This window comes from Vibrio sabulosilitoris (genome assembly GCF_055391395.1).
Window position 1 is genome coordinate 1,913,871 of sequence record NZ_AP029599.1, and the last position, 21,165, is coordinate 1,935,035.

Annotated in this window: 13 protein-coding genes; 8 read left to right on the plus strand and 5 right to left on the minus strand. The window is 48.6% G+C overall.

The features are described from left to right. Window positions 1–7: 7 nt before the first annotated feature. Window positions 8–1,897, minus strand: coding sequence for a DUF294 nucleotidyltransferase-like domain-containing protein (locus ACZ5R2_RS09070; protein ID WP_464901946.1), 1,890 nt, complete (start codon window positions 1,895–1,897; stop codon window positions 8–10). A gap of 637 nt (window positions 1,898–2,534) precedes the next feature. Here ACZ5R2_RS09070 and ACZ5R2_RS09075 point away from each other — a divergent pair. Beyond that, a complete protein-coding gene (locus tag ACZ5R2_RS09075; RefSeq protein WP_464901947.1) occupies window positions 2,535–5,174 on the plus strand; it encodes an ExeM/NucH family extracellular endonuclease in 2,640 nt (879 codons plus the stop codon). A 786-nt stretch (window positions 5,175–5,960) separates the two neighbouring features. Here the strand turns inward: ACZ5R2_RS09075 and fusA are convergent. From fusA to ACZ5R2_RS09090, 3 genes are all read right to left on the minus strand, one after another. After that, a complete protein-coding gene (fusA, locus tag ACZ5R2_RS09080) occupies window positions 5,961–7,976 on the minus strand; it encodes an elongation factor G (RefSeq protein WP_464901948.1) in 2,016 nt (671 codons plus the stop codon). Window positions 7,977–8,414: 438 nt separating this feature from the next. Then, window positions 8,415–8,693 (minus strand): 50S ribosomal protein L25, encoded by a 279-nt coding sequence (gene rplY / locus ACZ5R2_RS09085; protein WP_164648331.1) that lies wholly within the window; start codon window positions 8,691–8,693, stop codon window positions 8,415–8,417. Between the two features lie 156 nt (window positions 8,694–8,849). Further along, entirely contained in the window at window positions 8,850–10,586 is a 1,737-nt protein-coding gene (locus tag ACZ5R2_RS09090; RefSeq protein ID WP_464901949.1) for a DEAD/DEAH box helicase, read from the minus strand. Window positions 10,587–10,903: 317 nt separating this feature from the next. On the opposite strand from ACZ5R2_RS09090, the gene rsuA reads away from it, so the two are divergent. Genes rsuA through ACZ5R2_RS09105 form a run of 3 tightly spaced genes read left to right on the plus strand, consistent with a single transcriptional unit; the run spans window position 10,904 to window position 13,483 of the window. Continuing rightward, complete coding sequence (gene rsuA / locus ACZ5R2_RS09095) at window positions 10,904–11,608, plus strand: 16S rRNA pseudouridine(516) synthase RsuA (RefSeq protein ID WP_438459569.1); 705 nt, start codon at window positions 10,904–10,906, stop codon at window positions 11,606–11,608. A 6-nt stretch (window positions 11,609–11,614) separates the two neighbouring features. After that, entirely contained in the window at window positions 11,615–12,814 is a 1,200-nt protein-coding gene (locus ACZ5R2_RS09100; protein ID WP_464901950.1) for a Bcr/CflA family multidrug efflux MFS transporter, read from the plus strand. 3 nt (window positions 12,815–12,817) lie between these two features. Continuing rightward, entirely contained in the window at window positions 12,818–13,483 is a 666-nt protein-coding gene (locus tag ACZ5R2_RS09105) for a DUF2913 family protein (RefSeq protein WP_464901951.1), read from the plus strand. 26 nt (window positions 13,484–13,509) lie between these two features. Here ACZ5R2_RS09105 and ACZ5R2_RS09110 read toward each other — a convergent pair whose 3' ends face one another. Continuing rightward, the gene (locus ACZ5R2_RS09110; RefSeq protein ID WP_464901952.1) at window positions 13,510–14,961 is read right to left on the minus strand and encodes a DUF2867 domain-containing protein; all 1,452 of its coding nucleotides are present in this window, start codon (window positions 14,959–14,961) and stop codon (window positions 13,510–13,512) included. 177 nt (window positions 14,962–15,138) lie between these two features. Between ACZ5R2_RS09110 and ACZ5R2_RS09115 the strand changes: the two genes are divergently transcribed. The 4 genes from ACZ5R2_RS09115 (at window position 15,139) to nhaA (ending at window position 21,143) form a co-directional block, all read left to right on the plus strand. After that, a complete protein-coding gene (locus ACZ5R2_RS09115; protein WP_464901953.1) occupies window positions 15,139–16,479 on the plus strand; it encodes an MATE family efflux transporter in 1,341 nt (446 codons plus the stop codon). 196 nt (window positions 16,480–16,675) lie between these two features. Beyond that, entirely contained in the window at window positions 16,676–17,347 is a 672-nt protein-coding gene (locus ACZ5R2_RS09120; RefSeq protein ID WP_464901954.1) for an ABC transporter ATP-binding protein, read from the plus strand. Further along, window positions 17,328–19,781 carry an ABC transporter permease gene (locus tag ACZ5R2_RS09125; protein WP_464901955.1) on the plus strand — a complete coding sequence of 818 codons (2,454 nt, stop codon included), beginning with the start codon at window positions 17,328–17,330 and terminating at the stop codon, window positions 19,779–19,781. Before ACZ5R2_RS09120 ends, ACZ5R2_RS09125 begins: the two co-directional genes overlap by 20 nt. A 180-nt stretch (window positions 19,782–19,961) precedes the next feature. Then, the gene (gene nhaA, locus ACZ5R2_RS09130; RefSeq protein WP_464901956.1) at window positions 19,962–21,143 is read left to right on the plus strand and encodes a Na+/H+ antiporter NhaA; all 1,182 of its coding nucleotides are present in this window, start codon (window positions 19,962–19,964) and stop codon (window positions 21,141–21,143) included. Window positions 21,144–21,165: the final 22 nt, after the last annotated feature.

The following is a 21,165-nucleotide window of genomic DNA, read 5'->3' on the forward strand; positions in this document are numbered from 1 at the left end:
GGGCGTCTCATCTAAAGTGATTGCTGGCTTGATAGCGGAACTTAAGGAAATTCTGTGCGTTGCTCAGGATCTGGAAGGCATCCTTGAGGTTGCGTCTCTCGAAGTCTGACAAATTATCTGGCTCAATATTATTATCAGGCTCGATCCCTCCCTCGACATCGAGCGCTTGGTGGCGGATTCGTACCATACAGATAAACTCCATCGCATCACGTAAGTCTTTGGCGCGACCTTTAGGCAGGATATTAGCATCGATAATATCGTCCAATCGCTCAAAGGAATTTTTTGCTCGTGATCCAACGGCGAGAGCGTGCACGCGAATCAGGTCTGCCAATGGTGCTGTACCACGGCGCTTAAGGTTGATCGAGTTACGATGCTGACCATCTTTTTCCATCACAAAACTCTGGAAAAAACCTAAAGGCGGCGTTCGGTTGAGGGCATTGCGCGCAAGGCAGGCTAAAAAGCGATTATTCTTGCGCGCGCGACGCAGGATAAAGCCATTGAGCTGCTCTGCCCATTTGAGTCGCCCATAGACGCCGTCAAGGTCAAAGAAAATCGACGCGTTAAGAAGCGCTTTAGGATTTGGGTCATCGATCCAGTCCGCAAAGCACTCCTCCCATTGTTTACGTGTCATACGCCACATCGGGTTGCTCGCCATGATTTCACCAGTGCAATAGCTATAGCCACACTTATCCAATGCCTCGCAAACGTAATTGGCAAATTTGGCAAAATAGGCACCGTGCAGTTTGGCATCGTAACTGTCATCGAGGATGATCGCATTATCTTGGTCAGTGACGATCAACTGCTCATCACGCCCCATCGATCCGAGCGCCAAGAAGCAGTAGGGGACAGGAGGCTCACCGAATTCCTCTTCTGCCAGTTCAATTATACGCTGCTTAAATGAGCGCCCAATCACTGACATTGCGCTGCCGACCATGTGAGAGTTAGCGTCTTCGTTGACCAAGCGCACGAAACTATCTTTGACTTGCTCTGAGATAGCAACAAGGTCTTCAATGGTTTGTTGCTGGAATATGCTGCTCACCAGCAACAGAGAGTTCTGCGACTCGTAGTGAACGATATCGGTGGTCTCAATGACCCCAATCGGTTCGCGATTTTTCATCACTGGCAGGTGGTGGACGTTATAACGCAGCATGGTTAGCATGGCTTCGTAGACATAGGCGTTGTGATCAAGCGATATCACCTCACTGGTGACAACCTTCTCTAGCTTTTCTTGAGGATCGAGTCCGGTTGCAAGCACTCGTGTACATAGATCACGGTCGGTCACAATGCCAATCATGGCTTGCTGATCATCTTCATCGTCTTCGAGAACTTCCGGGTTCATCACCAAAAGAGAGGATACCGATTGCTCAGCCATGATGATGGCGGCGGCTTGAATCGTCTCATCCTTGTTGATCGTGTGGACATCGCCACTGAGAAGAGAGCGCACTTTTACTGTGGTGAGGTCGTTTTGCTCATTAGACGTAGAGACTGCGTTACGCAGTCGCACCTTATCTGAGATTTCAACAAAATCAGCGAAGGTATCAAACTCATCATAGAGCTGTTGAAAAATTGCTTCTGGGATACAATAAACCAGCGTATCTTCAATCGCCTTAGCCGGAAAGCGCACCTTATTGTTAGTCAAAAGCCCCATCTGACCAAACATATCACCCTCATCAAGACGGTTGTAGAGCTCTCCTTTGCGCCGATAAACCTCAACCACGCCGCTTCTTACCACATACAGGTCGTGGATCGGGTCACCCAAGTGAATGATTGGCGAGTCAGCACGGAAGTAAGAGATCTCGACGTTCTGAGTCACGTGCTGCATGATCTCTTCTGGAAGTTCGTCGAATGGGTGGTGGCTAGATAAGAAACTCTGGATTTCGAGTAGTTCAATTTCCATGAACTGTCCTTTTACTGAACGATGTGGTGCCTTTTGTAAGGGTAGCATGTTAGCTCTAGTCACCACTGTTGTATAGAGATGGATCGTTATAGATCGAAGAGCTAGGAATACCCGTGCGAAATAATCAAGGTATAACCGGGTTATAACCAAAATACGCGCATATGATGACCTAACCACTTAGCGGGCAAATATGTGTTGTTCAATTTGGTGATAAAGCGCAAGCAATGAAGCATCAAAATATCGAGTTGTTCCTCAAGGTAACATAACGAGTAGTCGCGGTGGTAACCCTTTACTTGTTGCTGTGAGATTAACTTTGTGTTGCTCTAATTATTTGAAAAATTCAAAATTTCCCTAATGGGAGCTTTTTTGTGCCGACTAGAATATTATTGAAAATTATTAAAGTTAGATGATTTTTTAAAGTAAGAGGCCACTGAGTTAATAGTTAAGTTATTGAATGTAATAGGATAAATTTGGGGGCTCTACTGGTTGCTGCTCTGGTATAGTCCATGTAATGGATTACATGTAAGCTAGGTTTCAGTTTGGTTAAGCGTTTATATAGTAAAGGTCGGGAAGATAAGGTTTAATACTATCGCTTAATAACTTTGTATTAAGTGTGTTTATAAATATGGATATTAAAATGAAGAAAACAACACTTGCACTCCTAATGCCATTACTGGTAACGGGAAAAGCAAATGCAAACATTATTATTTCAGAAGTCGTAGAAGGTTTTGGCTATCATAAAGCTATCGAAGTCGCTAATGTGGGTGATAGTCAAGTGACCCTGTCAGACTACAGTCTTCAAGTGAATACTAACTGTGCGGCAGACTGGACACATGACTATGATTTGGGGCACGTGACATTAGAGCCGATGACCACTTTTGTTATTGGTCACAACCAAAGTAGTAATGATCAAGCGTTTAAAGATTTACTCGATGATGCGTTTAATACAAACCTAACTAACTTTAATGGTAATGACGCGATTCGACTGATCAAAAGTGGTCAAGTTGTTGATATGTTTGGTTGGGACCAATTAGGGCAGGGTAGTGGTGACTGTGCCTACTTTGCAAAAAATGTAACCAAACGCCGCCTAGTCTACAGTCCAACAGATACATGGGATGAAGATCAGTGGCTTACCATCTCTCGTGACGACTCTGACTATTACTCCGATTTAGGGAATATCGACCCGGAAGGGGCTACCCCAGAGCCTCCAGAGGGCATCCCAGCCACTATTATGCAGCTGCAGGGTGACGGGCCTTACTCTCCATATACCAATCCACCTGAGTACAAGTTCAAGTCTGATGAAGTATTTGAAGTAACCGGTATTGTCACTGCAATTCAAACTGCTTCTCTAGGTAGCGATCTACCCGTCGGCTTCTTTATCCAAGATGAACATGGTGACGGTAATCCAGCTACTTCTGATGGTATTTTCGTTGCAGGAAGCCCATTCGGCCTAAGTGTTGGTGATGAAGTGACGGTGATTGGCCATGTTGAAGAGCACTATTACTGGACACGCATTCCAGCACTGCACATCGAAAAGACCGGTCGAGAGGGTATTTCGCTTGAGCCAACGACCATCGTTGCCATGGATAGCGACGAATCATTCGAGATGACCCTTGAGCGTTACGAGGGTATGTTGGTTCGAGTTAATGACGAAACGGACATGCACGTCGCACGCACCTTCAGTTTCGATTACGCGCCAAGACGTAACAATATGGTACTCAGCCATGCTGGTGTGAACTATCACCCGAATCAGTTTAATGTACCAGAAAGCGCTGAAGCGAAAGCCCAGAGTGAAAGTAATGAAGATCGCCGTTTGTGGGTAGAGTCTTTTGCTAAGGCACCAGATGGTGTTGTGCCTTGGTACTCAGATTTTGGCCAAGATAACGGGACAGGCACCACAGATGATTATATCCGAGTTGGCGCGACACTGAATGATGTTGGTTTTGAGGGCGTATTGGGTTACTCGTTTAGTGAATATCGTTTGTACGTGATGAATGAAGCCACGGCCGAAACGTTTGAAAACAACGATCGTCCGACAACAACGGAGATGCTTGAGGGCGACTTGGTCGTATCAAGCTTTAACGTTGAGAACTTCTTCACTTCCTACTTCGGTAGTGGCACTGGCAATCCGCTTGAGCAGAACCGAGGGGCAGAAAGCTCAGAAGATTATGAGATGCAGCTACAAAAAATCATCGCTTCGATGAAAGCGATTGATGCGGACATCTTCGGTTTGATTGAGATTGAGAATAATGGCTTTGACACCAACTCTGCAATTGAGGTGTTGCTAAGCGCGCTCAACGACGAGATGTCTGCAGATAAGCAGTATGCGATGGCAGTGCCAGCGGACCTAGATAGTAACGGTTGGGTTGGCACTGATGCGATCACCAACAAGATCATCTATCGCCCAAGTCAAGTTGAACTGCTCGACGTGTTTGTTATCGACATGCCTCAACAGCACGTTGAACTGGAAGATGGCAGCTACAAGCGCGCGTATCAGCGCGATGCTTTTACTGCTTCATTTGCGCATGCCAAATCAGAGCAGCCATTGGTGATTTCGACCAACCACTTTAAGTCGAAAGGCTCGAGCTGTTGGGAAGATGACCACGAGCAAGATGGTCAAGATCCTAATCTGCAAGGAAGCTGTGAGAATTTCCGTGTCTCTGCAGCTTACCACCTCGCTGAAGAGCTGGCTAAAGTCGACGGTTATAAAATCTTGATGGGTGATCTCAACAGTTACGGCATGGAAGACCCAATGATGGTACTGACCAACCGTGATAAAGCTGCTGATGGTTATCAAATCCGTGCTGCGCGTAATACCTACCTAGGTGGCAATGAAAACACTGGTACACTGCTTCATGGTGACAATGGTGCACTGATTGAACAGTCGTACGGTTACATCGATATTGTTGAAGAGTTGATGCCGCATACTTACAGCTACTCTTACAATGATGAGGTAGGCACTCTGGACTACGTGTTAGTGGATGCTGAGTTACAAGAGTTTGTTATCGATGCCAAGGTTTGGCCAATCAATGCAGTAGAGTCAACGCTATTTGAGTACGACAGTCGTTACAGCGGCGATTTTATGAAATTTGCTGACCCATACCGCTCTTCTGATCACGACCCTGCAGTTGTTGTCATTCAGTTTGAGGGTGATGACAATAATGGTGGTGACGGTAGTGATGACAGTAACTCATCTAGTGGTGGTTCTTCGTCTCTTTTAGTGATGACACTGATGTCAATTCTAGCGGTGTTCAGACGTAAGAAGTGGTTGCAGTAATTGGTTGGTTTGAAGCCTGACCATTAATCAAGACACAAACAAAAGGTGAGTGAACTGCTCACCTTTTGTGTCGCTACCCTGTCACTGACAGTGAGGAAGATTGGCTTGTGCTGAACAGAAAATGAACAGGCTGAGGTGCGTTTGTGAGAGAGATCACGGAAATGTATGTGATTTCGCCCCTGTAATAATAATTTAATCTTTATATGTATTGCACTTAAAGTGAAAATTCATCATATTGTAATTGAAGCGTAACAAAGATAATTATTAAAGATTCATAGAGAGGAGACGCCTATGCAACACCAAGAGATGATCGTACATTCAAACCTAGGAGTAATCAGCCGCACATGTCTATTTGCACTAGCAGCAATCGTCGCTACTTTTGCTATCGTCTAGTGATTGATAATTTGGGGGATCGCCTTAGCTGATAAGGCATTCCTCTCCCATCGCACTTTTTCAAGTCCTCAAGCTTCCCGCACTTCCAAGCCACTTTCTACTGCTGTAGTGTCAAGTCTATATTCAAATTGGTTTAGCGGCATCCATCCCAAGCCAAACACTATTTTGCCAGCATCACCAATTTACCCTCACGTTTTTACCTTACCTTTGAGTGTGTAGCTATGCCTGATTTTTTTCTCATTGTGGGAGGAGAGTAGCATTATGCTAACCCGTGTGGGCGTCAAAAGAGAAACAAATGCTATCCGCTGTACGCTATCTGTTTGATCGAAACTTGAGTCGCTAAGATGCGTAAAACCTTCCCCCAACCAATGTGAGGGAAGGGTCAGTGAGAGATCACACGGTTTGAGTGCAGACCTGTTTTTGCAGTGTACTTGGCGCTGGCTCATAGTGGCTATGACTAAAGCTAAAGGTGCCCTGTCCGCTGGTCATCGAGCGCAGTCGAGTCGCATAGTCTTGTAGCTCGACCATAGGGGCTTTTGCAGAAAGGAAAGAGTAGCCCATATTTGAGGTTTGCGTTCCCTCAATCAAGCCGCGGCGGCTGGACAGATCACCTGAAATATCGCCAACACATTCGGTTGGAATGTTGACCTGGATCTGGACAATCGGCTCGAGAACGATCGGGTTGGCTTTGCTGATGGCATCGAGTAGTGCTTTTTTGCCAGCAATGACAAAGGCAATCTCCTTAGAGTCCACCGAGTGGAATTTGCCATCGTAGACAGTGACCTCTATATCTTGAATCGGGTTACCTGAGATAGCACCTTCACCCACCGCTTGGTAAATGCCTTTTTCAACGGCTGGGATCAAAGCGGTCGGTATGGCCCCGCCTACCACTTTATTGATAAATTTGACGCCAGCACCGCGCTCGAGAGGGCGGATCTTAAGTTGTACTTCGCCAAACTGCCCCGCGCCACCACTCTGCTTTTTATGCCGGTAATGGCCTTCTGCTTCTTGAGTTATGGTCTCAAAGTACTCAATACTCGGGTCAGAAGTGGTGATATTTAGGTTGTAGACCTGACGCATTTTCTCCAGAGCAATCTGGAGATGAAACTCACCCAGTCCGCAAAGTATGGTTTCATTGCTGCGAGTTCGCTGCTCAATCTTCAGCGATGGATCTTCACTGACGATCTTGTGTAGCGTATCTGATAGCTTCTGTTCATCACCGCGTTTTTCAGGTTGAATTCGCAAGCTGTACATCGGGGTCGGCATGGATAGGGGATGAAGACAGAGCTCATCTTCGTCGTGCGAGTCGTGTACGATAGTATCAAAATCCAGTCCGTCAACTTTGGCGATCACACAGTAATCGCCCGGCATCGCCTTGCTGATCTCGGTGCGAGTATTGCCTTGTAATTGATACAGGTGCGTGACTTTGAAGGATTTATTCGTTTCGCCAACAAACAGTTGACTACCAAGGTGCAGATCGCCTTGAAATACTCTCAAATAAGCAAGCTTACCTAGATAAGGGTCATTACTGACCTTAAACACGTGCGCAATGCCGTGGCCTAGCTCATCAGGATCAATCGCAATCGCTTTGCCCTGTTTTTCGAGTAGAGGCTTGTTACCTTCTGCAGGGGTAGGCATAAGTTTGGCAAACACATCAAGGAGCAGCTCAAGACCGGCGTTGTTTTCACAGGAGACAAAACACACAGGCACCAAGTGATCGTTACACATGGCAACTTCAAACGTATCGTGTAACTGCGCACTGGTGATCTCGGTGTCGCCCTCTAGGTAGGCCTCCATTAACTCATCATCTTCTTCTACCACTTGATCTAGTAGTTGGTCATGTGCCTCGGCGACAGAGCTAATCTGTGTCTCTTCATACTCGGTACTCTCTTGATAGCAGTCCACCACTTTGGTGCCACTGTTGTTGGGTAGGTTGATGGGCAGGCAACGGCCTTCAAACAATAGGTTGAGTTCATCAAGGACTTGGCTACACCGCTCTGGAGAGAGGTCAATCTTGTTGATGATCACCATTTGACACTTCTGCTGAGCTCGGCCAATTTCAACCAGTTGCTGTGATAATTGGCTGATAGGGGTTTGGGTGTCAACGACCAGCGCAATGGTTTCAACCGCTGGAAAGACACTGATTGAGCGGCCAATCAGCTCATTTTGTCCTGGGGTATCGATCAAATTAAGGCGGTGCTCACGCCATTTAAGGGTAACCGGTGTCGCCTCGATACTGTGATGGTAATGGATCGATTGGGAGTCGAAGTCTGTGACGGTGTCACCGTTGTCGACGCTGCCTAGATGATGAGTCGTGCCACTGGTGTGAAGTAACTTTTCCACCAGCGTGGTTTTACCTGTGCCTGATTGGCCCACAATGGCAATATTTCTGATCAGATTGGTCGTCATAGCGGCCTCCTTGCAGAGTGAGAGTAGGGGTCGGAATTTGATAGGCGGCGTCATGCGCCGCTAAGTCGTCTTCCAAGACATTTTTTTACTCTCACCTGAAAAGCGCCGATGACGAGAACCATCTTGCAAAGTTGATATCGATGTCGCGGTCCGGGGGGTGGGCATAGCACCTCAGGTCAATACCATGGTTAAAAAATAGTCTGCACTAATCACCTGATTATAGTTGTGATTGATCTCATGCTCTGAGGGAGAGTCGATGTGTGAATGATGAAACTGTGACTTGGGGAGAGGTAGAGCTTTTCAAGCGGCCAAAACGGTGAAACCCCAGAGGTGGTAAGTCTCTGGGGTCTCGAATTTTTTAGATGTCTCGGTTGGTAAAGCCGATAATCTTTATATGCAAAAGGCTGGATTTAATCCGATTAATTCCTTGGTAGGGAATTAGATGCGGATGAAGTCCATGTGCTCAACTTTTGGCTTGAACGCGTGACGTTGAACGTCTTGTGGCTTAACCTTAACTTCTTCGCCGCCGATCACTAGAGTGATTGCTTCGTAGAATTCAGGCTTGTCCATTTGGTTGATCACGTCGTCGTGGTTTAGAGCGATAGAAACAGGTGCTGCTTCACCACCGTAAACGATTGCTGGGAATTGGCCAGCGTGACGTAGGCGGCGGCTCGCACCTTTACCTAGTTCAGTACGTACTACTGCTTCAAATTTCATAGTATTTACTCTCAAATTAGTAAATTAAATTGACACATCAACAATGCGACCTTGTCGATGTAGTATAGCTAACTCAGTAACGCATTACTGTGAAAGCGAGCGCGGATACTAGCATTGTTGTTAGAGTCGAGCAATAGTAAATTAGCAATAAATCCGCTAATTTAGCTCATCCGCAAACACTTTATCTCTAAGTGACCAAAAACGCCCCGATTTTCGCGCGATAACAAACTGTGGCGGGCGAAAACGATGTTGATTATCCGAGGCCTGCTTGGCGGTCAGGGCGTTATATGGTTTGTGTTTGTCTGCCAGGTGCGGCCTAACAAATTGCTTGGCAAAGGTCTGCTTTTGTTTTTGGGTGTTAAGCGACCAAAACTCGTGTACTTGTGCCTGGTTCTCGCCTTGATAGGTCACCTTAAGGCTCGATTTACCCGCTTGGTCCTTGTGTACGCTCAGAGACATGTTCAGGCACTCGAACACTAGAGCGTCTTTAAGGTCGAGCGCTTCCTTGAGCTTTTTATCCGGATCAACCAATGTTGCGTCGCACTCGTGACAGATGCGTGCAGCAATATCATTGTCTGCGCCACACTCACCACAATATTTGGCGCGAAAGCGGTAGCCGCAGTGCTCACGTTCCCCGGTGTCTTCGTCGGTAAAATAACCCTGACAGCGCCGACCAAAGTGCTCAAGTAAAAAGCCATTACTGTCGAGCTTACCCCAGAAATTATTGTTAAAGCCGCAAGCTGGGCATGGGATAGTAATGATCTCGCTGTCGGAGTCGGGCTTAGGGTCACCCACCTCAGGCTGATAGAGATCGTAGCTATTGCCCGCGTAATCCAGCACCAAGCATTCGCTCTTACCATCGGAAAGTCGCAGGCCACGCCCAACAATCTGCTGGTAGAGACTGACCGATTCAGTTGGGCGAAGAATGGCAATCAGGTCAACATGGGGCGCGTCAAAACCGGTGGTTAATACCGACACATTCACCAGATACTTTACCTCGCGCTGTTTGAAACGTTGAATGATGTCATCGCGCTCAGGTGTCGGTGTGTCACCAATCACTATGGCTGATTGGTGCTCGGGAAGTAGAGAGTGAATTTCTTGCGCATGGCGTACCGTCGCGGCAAAGATCATTACTCCAAGGCGAGATTTTGCTTGCTCGATCACCTGTTGCACGATTTGTGGGGTGGCGCGTTTAGAGCGTTCAATGACGAGGTCCAACTCCGACTCTTTATAGCGCCCGGTCGTCGCAGGCTTAAGCTGCGAGAAATCGTAGCTGAGCACTGGCGCGTCAATCACCTTCGCAGGGGTAAGAAACCCCTCATCGAGCAGATAGCGGATTGGCAGCTCAAAAATACAATCGCGGAAAAAGCGTGGCTCTTCACTGCGCACTAGCCCTCGCGTGTGATACTGGTAAATCCAGCCCATGCCAAGGCGATAAGGAGTGGCGGTCAATCCTAGCACCTTAATGCCAGGGTTGAGTGTTTTGAGATGGCTGATCACCTTTTGGTAGCCACTGTCCCTGTTGTCAGGAACGCGGTGACACTCATCAATAATCAATAGTGAAAAAGGCTGGGTAAAATCATCGAGGTTGCGCACCACCGACTGCACCGAAGCAAACACAACTTGCTCATCGGTCTCCTTACGCCCAAGCCCCGCCGAATAAATCGCACCAGTTAAGCCATAGCCTTCATATTTCGCATGGTTTTGCTCTACCAGCTCTTTAACATGCGCCAGTACCAACACTTTGCCATTGGCAAGACGCGCCAACTCGGCAATCACCAAGCTCTTTCCCGCCCCTGTCGGCAACACGATCACCGCTGGCGTCTGATGCTGACGAAAATAGTGAATAACAGCCTTAACGGAATCGGCTTGATAGGGGCGCAGAGTGTACATGTTTTTTGAACGGTGTTGGGAGCGGAGTGGGGAGTATACCCAATACAGAATCGAGAGGCGAGATTCGAGAGGCGAGGTTGTTGGCCACTCGCTTCTTGGTTTTTATCTAAAGCGGCCTTTTGGGGTACGGTGTTTGATCCAAGTAATCGGAACTTTAAAGCTAAGCTTTGGCACCTTATGAGGAATGAAAGTTGAAATACTGGAGGTGAAATTTTCGACATCTCGCCTCTCGCTTCTCGACTCTCGCCTCTTTCCCCATCCAAAAGAGGATTTTTTTCTGTATACTGCGGCAGTTACAAATAAAAAACGAGGTCACAATGCGTTTGGACAAATTTCTCTGTGATGCCCTAGGTGCGACACGAAAAGAAGCAACCAAAATCATCAAAAGTGGTGAGGTTACCGTTGATGGTGAAATGCAGAAAAGTGGGGCATTTAAGGTCGGGGAAGAGGCTGAGGTGGCTTGGCAAGAGCGAGTGATTGCTAAACCCGGTCCGCGCTATATTATGTTGTATAAGCCTGATGGCTTTGTCTGCTCCCACGAAGACGGTTTTAACCATACTGCATTTGTACTGTTAGACGAGCCGAAGATGGAGAACTTGCACTTCGCTGGTCGCCTGGATGTTGACACCACTGGCCTAGTGCTGATCACCGATGACGGTAAATGGTCACACCGTATCACTTCACCAAAACATAAGTGTGAGAAGGTGTATCGCGTATGGCTTGCTGATGCGATTGGCGATGACTACGCCGATAAGCTGGCTGCGGGAGTTGAACTGCGCAACGAAAAAGAGCCTACCATGCCTGCCAAGATGGAAGTGGTCAATTTTGCTGAAAACGAGCTGTTGCTAACTATTTCTGAAGGCAAGTACCATCAAGTTAAACGTATGTTTGCTGCGCTGGGTAACAAGGTGGAACACCTACACCGCGAGCAAATTGGTCAAATCGTGCTGGATGAGACCCTCGAGCCAGGCGATTACCGCTTCCTGACTCAACAAGAAATTGATTCTATCTGGGAAAAATAACTTCGAATGACAAACCCTAACCAACAGGCGAGGGCATCGCTGAGCTTGATGCTGTTCGTCGTACTGGGTGCCATAGGTGCACTGACTCCGCTCGCCATTGATATGTATTTGCCTGCTATGCCGGATATCGCCCGTGATCTTGGCGTTACCCCAGGTGAGGTGCAGATCACACTGACCATGTATACCGCAGGCTTTGCGATTGGTCAGCTTATCCATGGCCCGTTGTCGGATAGCTTTGGTCGTCGCCCGGTATTGTTGACTGGCATCGTGTTGTTTATGATCGCGGCTATCGTCAGTGCAATGGTGTCTGATATTGGCGCGTTGACCCATATTCGCGCTGCTCAAGGGTTTGCCGGCGCGGCCGCAGCTGTGATTATCCAAGCGGTGGTACGCGATATGTTTGAACGTGAGGACTTCGCTCGCGCTATGTCGTTTGTCACCCTAGTGATCACTATTGCGCCGCTAATTGCGCCAATGATCGGGGGCTATATCGCGATATGGGTTGGCTGGCGTGGTATCTTCTGGGTGCTGTCCGCCTTTTCGGTTTTGGTGATTGCCATGGTCTTGTGGCGTATCCCTGAGACATTAGCCGATGAAAATCGAGCGCCGCTGCGTTTTGCAGCGACTTTACGTAATTACGCCAAATTGATGATCAACCCCGTCGCGCTTGGATTGATGTTTTGTGGTGCATTTTCGTTTTCAGGCATGTTTGCCTTTCTGACCGCAGGCTCCTTTGTCTATATCGATATTTATGGTGTTGCGCCGCAGCACTTTGGCTATCTGTTTGGTCTCAATATCGTGGCGATGATTATTATGACCACGCTCAATGGTCGCTTTGTTAAGCGTGTGGGCTCACACAACATGCTGCGCTTTGCTCTGACGATTCAATTGCTTGCGGGTCTGGGCTTGTTTGCTGCGTGGTTGCTTGATGCTGGTCTGTGGGGGATTGTGCCGTTCGTAGTGTTGTTTATTGGCACACTCTCAACCATAGGTAGTAATACCATGGGACTGCTTTTAAGCAGTTACCCAAATATGGCGGGTACGGCCGCCTCGCTGGCGGGAACGTTGCGCTTCGGTCTTGGCTCAATCATCGGGGTGATTGTTGCGAGCCTGCCAAGCGGTGATTCATGGCCAATGCTGTTGATGATGACGGTATGTGCGGTATTATCAGCGACTTTTTACGTGACTCTAGCAAGAAAGGCTTAACCTATGTCTCTTTATTCTCAAGATATTCAAGCTGTGGTTGACAGCGCTCTGGGCGAGTTAGCCGACCTGCATAAAATCGGTAAAGCCGTTAACGCTCCGGTAGCAAACAACCTATTCTTGGTTCGCTGGATATCCACAGCCCTAAAGCAGCAACGCTTTGGTCGTGATGTCAGTCAGGACTTGATCCGCTGGCAGAAAGCAGGGCGCTCGAAGGGCAACAATGCCGGCCTTGAACAGATTTTTAAGCGCATCTCGGCTTACTACAAGGTGTTTTTCGCCGACGATGCCGAGGGCGAACCCCTGACTGATTCGATGGTTGAGGCGTTTCTCGATGCGATGGAGCAGGCGGAGTGGGAAGTTTCAACAGCGGAGCCGTTGGTGGATGCTGGCAAGGTACAGATTTTTACTGACGGGCAGAATTCGCTCGCACTCTGCGCCAACCAGTGTGACAGTAGCTTTGACGGTGAGCGAATGGTCAAACCCATGAGTTGGTTTGTTCGTGGTCATCATGCGGAGTTTGTTGAAAAAGCCAGCCAGGCTGGATTTATGGTGCACAAAGTGACCGATTATAAATCCAACGTCAAGTATCACGGCGAGTATCTGATTTTCCCCAACAACCAAGGCGATCGGCTCGCAGAGATCCCGCTAAGTTTTAACGTAGAGAGCTAGTTCTTTACCCAGATGCCCAGCGAAAACTAACCTTGATTGAGCGCCATTGCCTTTTTGGCGATGGCTCTTACCATACCGCGAAAGATAAACAGGTGCGCTGGCATCATCGCAAACCAATACAGCAGCCCTCGAAACCCTTTCGGGTGCCACCATGCCGTGACCGACAAGCGTCGCGTATCACCTAACTCCTCAATCTGCACCTCTAATCGGCCAAGGCCGGGCCCCTTCATTCCGAACAGTAAAGAGAGGAAACTTGGCGCTTCACAGCGAATCACTTTCCATGAATCGATAAAATCACCCACTTGCAGCTCTGCGCCTTGCGGTTGACGACGTATTGGTCTACGAGCGCCAAACAGAACATCCAACCATTCGCGTAGTCGCCAAAGTGAGTTGGCGAAAAAATAGCCTTGTTGCGGGCTGCCGAGCTGAGAGGCGATGCTCCACAGCGAGGTGAGACTGGCGGTGGTTTCGATACTGGCGCCGGCCTGCTTGGGATAGTAGCCATAACCTGGTTGCCAGCGTTTGACAGCGGCTGGGTCAAATCCCCAAACGTTAGACCGGACGAAATCACCATCCTGAGCGATGGATTGGGCCACAGCCTGTTCAAATGAGATCAATGGCTGGGGAAACTGACGCTCTATTGCTCGGCTATTAGCCACAAAATCATGTTCAAGCCCAGCGAGCAGCGCACGGCCGATACTGGCTGGGACAGAAGTCACTAAGCTTAACCAATGACTAGCCATCCCCGGTGTAAGCAATGAGGTTGTTGCAATACGAAACGCACGGTCGTGAGCTTGGCAGATCACTGCAAACTGCTGCCGATAGCTGAGTGTATCAGGGCCGCCGACTTCATAAATGACGCTCTTGTCGACCGTAGCTTGCACAAGAGAAGTGATATAAAAGTTCAGGTTCTCAAGCGCGATAGGGTTAGCTTGAGAGTCGACAGATTGAGGGGTGATTAATACGGGCAGATTTAGGACAAAGTCGCGCATGATTTCGTAAGCCGCTGAGCCTGGGCCGATAATGACACCAGCGCGCAGCTCAACGATGGGGACCTGAGACTGGCGTAAGATCTCTCCCGTTTCTCTTCTGGCTCTAAGATGTGTTGAGTCCGCTGTTTGCGGTTGGAGCGCACTGAGATAGATGACTTGCTGAACCTGGCTATTGTCTAGTGCATTCTTGACATTAATCGCGAGCGATAGCTCGTAATCTAGAAAATCGTGCCCATGCGCCATGCCATGGACCAAAAACAGCACCTGATCATGCTTCATCACCTCGCTCTCAGTCGCTTTGGCATCAGCAAGGTCGAGGTAAATTAACTCGATATTGCTGCGCGGAACCACGCGAGCTTTGAGGTAATCGAGTTGACGTGCCGCGCCCGTGACGTGATAGCCTCGCTCTGCCAGCAGAGGTAGTAGCTGTGATCCGATATAGCCTGAGGCGCCTAACACCAAGATACGAGGTTTACGACTTGCCATTGGGGGTCACTCCTTCGACCTGTTTGAATTATCAACGCTTTAGATGCTATCAATGGATATACGTGTTAAAACAGTAGTATAACCAAACCCTGTCAAGATGCTGCGAGCAAGCTTGGATTACTCAAGGAGAGTCGTGTGTCCACAATTGCATCCACAATGATATTAGTTAGGCGCTCAATGGATAGAGCCTTTGTGACCAAACTGGTGTTGATCGCCTTACCAATCACTCTACAAAATATGATGTTCTCAAGCCGTAGTTTGGTGGATGTGGTGATGCTGGGCCAGCTTGGGGAGAATGAGGTTGCAGCAATGGGTATCGCGGCGCGAGCGGCTTTTGTTGCCACCATTATGCTTGTGGGGATCACCACAGCAGGGTCAATGCTCACTGCTCAACATTGGGGAGCCGGGGACGAATCTGGGGTTAGACGCAGCACCGCATTGACTTGGTTAATTGCCACACTCTGTGCAATAGGAACCGTGGGGATATTCATTCTTTTTCCTAGTCAGATCATAGGGTTCGCGACAGATTCAGCGGAAGTGGTGGCACTTGGCTCAGAATATCTTCAGTATGCCGCATTTTCGATGCTTGGGGTTGCCTGCGTGGCCAGCATGGCCGTCGGTTTACGCTCGGTTCATCAGCCCGGAGTGAGTGCTTTTTTTAGTTGTATCGGTATCGTGGTCAACGTGACCTTGAACTGGCTCTTGATATTTGGTCATTATGGATTTCCTCGTTTGGGAATTGTCGGTGCGGCGTTGGCAACCACCATCAGTAGTGCGATTGAGGTGGTGTGTCTGTTTAGCTATCTGCACCTTAAACGCCATTTACTCGCCTTCTCTATTCAGGATCTGCTGCAGGTGATTAACCGGGATCAAATCCAACAATTTTTTTCACTCTCCTTACCAACCACGCTGAACTATTTTGTTTGGTCTGCGGGTCTGTATGCCTATCAAGCGATCATGGGTCAAACGGGGCTTGAGGGATTGGCTGCGCTCGCGGTGATGGTGCCGATTGAGTCGATGGCACTGGCGCTGGCCATTGGGCTCTCGATGGCAGGCTCGGTGCTGGTTGGCAATGAGCTTGGTGCGCAACGCTACGAGAACGTGTATTTTTTTGCATGGGGCATAATCGTTATCAATATTGTGGTATCGGTAGTGGTAGCACTTTGCGTGTATTTTGCTAGTGATGTCATTCTGGGCGCATTTTCTGCGTTGACAGGCCCGACTAAGGAGCTGGCCGAGCAATTTATCTTGGTAATGTGTGTTGGTTTGGTGCTACGTTCGTTGCCCATGATGGCGACTGTCGGGGTATTGCGTGCCGGCGGTGACGTAAAATACTGCCTGTATCAAGATCTTACAACGCAGTGGGGGATCGGCATCCCATGTGCAGCATTGGGTGCGATTTGGCTGGGTTGGTCGCCTGTCTGGGTTTATACGTTGTTTTTAGTTGAAGAAGTGATTAAATGGGTCGGCTGTGTCTGGCGTATTCGTGGTAAAAAATGGGTTAAGCATTTGCTCTAAATTAGCACTGATAATGAGACTTTATCTCAACAAAAATGGACTCTAGGCATCTGATTGTTAAGTTTTTTCTATCAATCGACCAAATTATTGGATAATCTTGAGCAAATTGTGATCTCGTCGCCAAAATGCTTTCTGTTTGAAGGTTTTTAGTGTAGATTCTCACTCCGTAGAAAAACGTCAAACAACGAGCGGTTAAATGTTACAGCTGACCAATTTAAACAAGGGATATGTTGATGGAGGGGAATTCTATCCTGTTTTGCAAGGAGCGGAATTAACGCTCGCGCAAGGTGAGCAGATGGCTTTGATGGGGGAGAGTGGCTCAGGCAAGAGTACATTACTCAACCTGATCGCAGGTCTGGATACTGTTGATGCGGGTGAGATCGCCTTTCCAAGCTTCGCCATGCACGATGCGAAAGAGCACCAGCGCACCGCTTACCGTCGTAATAATATTGGTCTGATATTTCAACAATTTAACCTGCTGCCAACACTGAATGTTGCCGATAATATTCGCTTTTGTCGTCAACTAAAAGGATTGCCTGAAGACCCGGGACTTTGGCGCCAGATCCTCTCGGTGCTTGATTTAATGCCTCTTCTTGGGCGCTATCCAGAGGAGATCTCGGGTGGTCAGCAGCAGCGTGCGGCGATTGCGCGCGCTTTGTATCTTGAGCCTAGTCTGCTCCTTGCGGATGAGCCAACTGGCAGTCTCGATGAGCGCAATGCAGAGGCGGTGATGCGCCTGCTCACTCGTCTAACTCGCGATCTCAATTGTACCTTACTGCTGGTCACGCACAGTGAAAAGGTCGCCAATCATATGGAAGGACGTGTGCGCCTACAAGGAGGGCAACTGCATGTCATGGCCCGTAGTTAAGGCACTACTTGGCCACTATCATCGCCATCCTATTCAAGTCATTCTGGTAGCCCTTGGGCTGACCCTTGGGGTGTCATTGTTGGTTGGTGTCACGACGATCAATAATCATGTCAAGCAGAGCTATGAAAACTCTGACCAACTGTTTTCTAGCCCAATTCCTTATCTGATCCGTACCAGCGATCCCACAGGTGTGCTACCACGCTCGCTCTATTCTGATTTGCGTGATGAAGCCTTTGAACACTGTGCGCCGTTTGATGTGGTGAGTTTGCGCACCCGCTCTGGGGTTGACCTGACTATTGTTGGTGTTGATCCGGGCTTTATGGCGCATTTTGACCAAAAATTACATATCAAAGGCGCTGAACACTTGCCGATGGCAGCGCGCCCATTTCCTATCCTTGTCAGCGCTGAGCTGCTTGAAGGTAAGCAGTGGATGGCGGGTAACATGGTCCCGCTTGAAGATGGTCGCCTGATTGGTCCGATCTTGGTTGACCAAGACAATATCCTCAGCAACTCGCAGATCGTCGCTGATATCGAAACGCTGCGTCAGTTTCAACGAGATACTGAGCTGACCATGATCGGTTGTGGTGAGATGTCGGTGGATAAGATTGCGGTGCTTAAAGCTCGTCTACCAGATGGGGTGATGCTAACCCGCAACTCGCGCGCGGAACTTGAAGCCATTACTCAGGCCTTTCACGTCAACCTAAAAGCACTGGGTATGCTGGCATTCCTGGTCGGCCTATTTATTTTTTATCAAGCGATCTCACTGTCGATGATCCAGCGTCAGACTCTCGTTGGTGCGATGCGCCAGCTGGGTGTTTCTAGCCTGCAACTGGCTAAAGCGATGGCCATTGAATTGGTGGTACTGGTCACTTTCTGTTGGCTTGCGGGCAACATTCTCGGCTTGGTGCTCGCTAACCAACTCATGCCATCGGTCTCGACGGGCCTTGGTTATGTATTCGGCAAGAGCATGGCCCTTAACGTTCGTTGGACCTGGGATGCGGGTCTTTACAGTTGGGGAATGACGTGCATGGGAGCGGTTCTTGCCTGTGCGTGGCCATTGATTCGTTTGTTGCGCTCACAACCAATTCGTCTGACGGCGAAATTATCTATCGTTCGTTTTGCTGGTCGTGAGTTTGCTTTGCAGGCGGCGATGTCGGTTGTACTGACCTCTGCTGCGATCATATTGCTTTTAGCGCCTCCAAGCTATGAATCCGGTTTTGCCGTGATCACCTTGATGCTACTTAGCGTCGCGCTGTTTACCCCATTTTTGTTTTGGCATCTGTTTCAAAGCTTTTCGTTTAGCTTGAAATGGGTCAAGGTGCGTTGGTTCTTCGCTGATGCAGCTGCGAGTATGGGCTATAGAGGTATCGCTACTATGGCATTTATGCTCTCTATGGCAGCGAATATTGGTGTGGAGACTCTGGTTGGCAGCTTCCGTCAAACGACAGAAGTCTGGCTAACGCAAAAACTAGCCTCTGATGTTTATGTCCACCCTTACGCCAAAACTGCTCCAACTTTGAGTCGCTGGTTGCGTGTTCAACCAGAGGTAGAGGACGTCTGGTGGCGTTGGGAGCGCGATGTTGCCACCGATCTCGGTCAGATCCAGGTTGTCAGTACGGGCACCAGTAAAGGTGAACACGATGCCCTAACGGTGAAGCTGGGCGTGCCACAATATTGGCAAAACCTGCACCATGCACGCAGCGTTATGGTGAGTGAATCGATGTCGCTGAAACTGGGGATCAGGCCGGGTGATTATGTCAACCTCGGTGCCGATTATGGTACAGCTTGGTTAGTCACCGGAGTGTACTACGATTATGGTAATCCGTTTAACCAAGTGGTGATGTCTCATAGAAATTGGCTGGCCGGCTACGAAGGGCAGGGTAATATTACGCTGGGGGTTAACCTGACGCCAGGTGCATCAAAGCTTGAGCTAACTCAGCGCTTACTCGCCAAGTTTGAACTGGGGGCTGAACGGGTTATCAACAACAAGACCATTCATCAGCAGGCGATGAATGCCTTTGATCGCACCTTTGCGATTGCTGGCACCTTGGGAAATATCACCCTGATTATCGCTGTAGTGGGTATTTTCTTCGCCACGCTAGCGGGTGAATCCTCACGCAAAAAACAGTTCTCTTTGTTGCGTTGTTTTGGCATTTCAGGGCGTGAGTTGGTGATTATCGGTGGTCTTCAATTGTTGGTGTTTGCATTCTTGTCGGTCATTATTGCTGTGCCACTAGGGCTAACCCTGGCACAATTAGTGGTTGATATCATTATTCGCCAATCGTTTGGCTGGACTTTACAGCTCCACTTCGAGCCGATCATCTACCTGCATACGATTGTTCTGGCTATCGTAGCACTTGTTATTGCAGGAATTATTCCGGTCGCGCGGCTACTAAGGCAGACACCGATGGAATCTCTCAGGGATGCAATTTAACATTTCGTTCAAAATTTGAGATGTAAAGTACGTTTTATTAAGGTTTGTGTAACAGATCGACTACAACGCATGTAATGCGAGCTAAACTTGCAGGTGGTGTTTTTTCACCGTTTTTTGGGGTAGTTCGCGTTTCTTTCTCGTAAACAGGGAAAGGTCAATATTACAAGGAAAGCAGTCGATATGATTAAGGTCTTACGTACTATTGTTAAGTCCGAGGCATCCGGAGGGATATTGTTGCTGTTCGCAACACTCTGCGCGATGATTTTGGCAAACAGTCCACTCAGTGGTGTCTACCACGCCTTCTTGCACACCTACGTTCTCGGCATGTCAGTCAGTCACTGGATTAACGATGGCTTGATGGCGATCTTCTTCTTGCTCATCGGGCTAGAGGTAAAAAGGGAGTTACTACACGGGGCACTAAAAACAAAACAAACCGCCCTGTTTCCAGCCATCGCTGCGCTAGGTGGTATGATCGTTCCCGCTCTTATCTATGTGATGCTAAATTGGCAAAATTCTGAGGCATTATCTGGGTGGGCGATCCCCGCCGCAACGGACATTGCCTTTGCATTGGGTGTCATGGCGCTCCTTGGCGATCGCGTGCCGACCAGCCTCAAAGTCTTTCTGCTGGCGCTAGCCATCATCGACGACTTGGGCGCAATTGTTATCATTGCGCTTTTTTATACCAGCGACTTGTCCACCTTGGCGCTATTAGCCAGTGTTGCTGCGACGGTTGTCCTGTTTGTGATGAACGCAAAAAAAGTTTACTCGATCCCTGCCTATCTGTTTGTCGGGCTTATTTTGTGGGCTTCGGTATTGGTGTCCGGTATTCACGCGACCATCGCCGGGGTGCTGCTTGGCTTTGCGATTCCACTTGAGGTCGATAAAAAGGGTCGGGCGCCGCTTGAGGTCATAGAAGACGCCTTAAGTCCTTACGTGGTCTTTATTATTTTGCCGGTGTTTGCGTTCACCAATGCAGGGATCACCCTTAAAGAGGTCTCGATTGAGGGCTTAACTTCAATGGTGCCTGTGGGGATTGCCATGGGCTTAATGGTCGGTAAACCCGTCGGTATTACTGTTTTTTGTTGGCTGGCGATTAAATTCAAACTGGCGAAATTACCGCAGGGAACCAATTTTGGTCAGGTGGTCGCGGTGTCAGTGTTGTGTGGTATCGGCTTCACCATGTCAATCTTTATCACCTCGCTCGCGTTTAACGGTGATACCGCCGTATACGAAAATTACGCTCGACTCGGCGTATTAATGGGCTCTAGTTTGTCGGCGATCGCCGGCTTTACCATCTTGTGGTGGTCATTGCGGCCGAGAACGCGTTCGGTAGTGCAGGATAAGCGTGTCTCTGAACAGTAATTAATGACCTAGAAAAACAGAA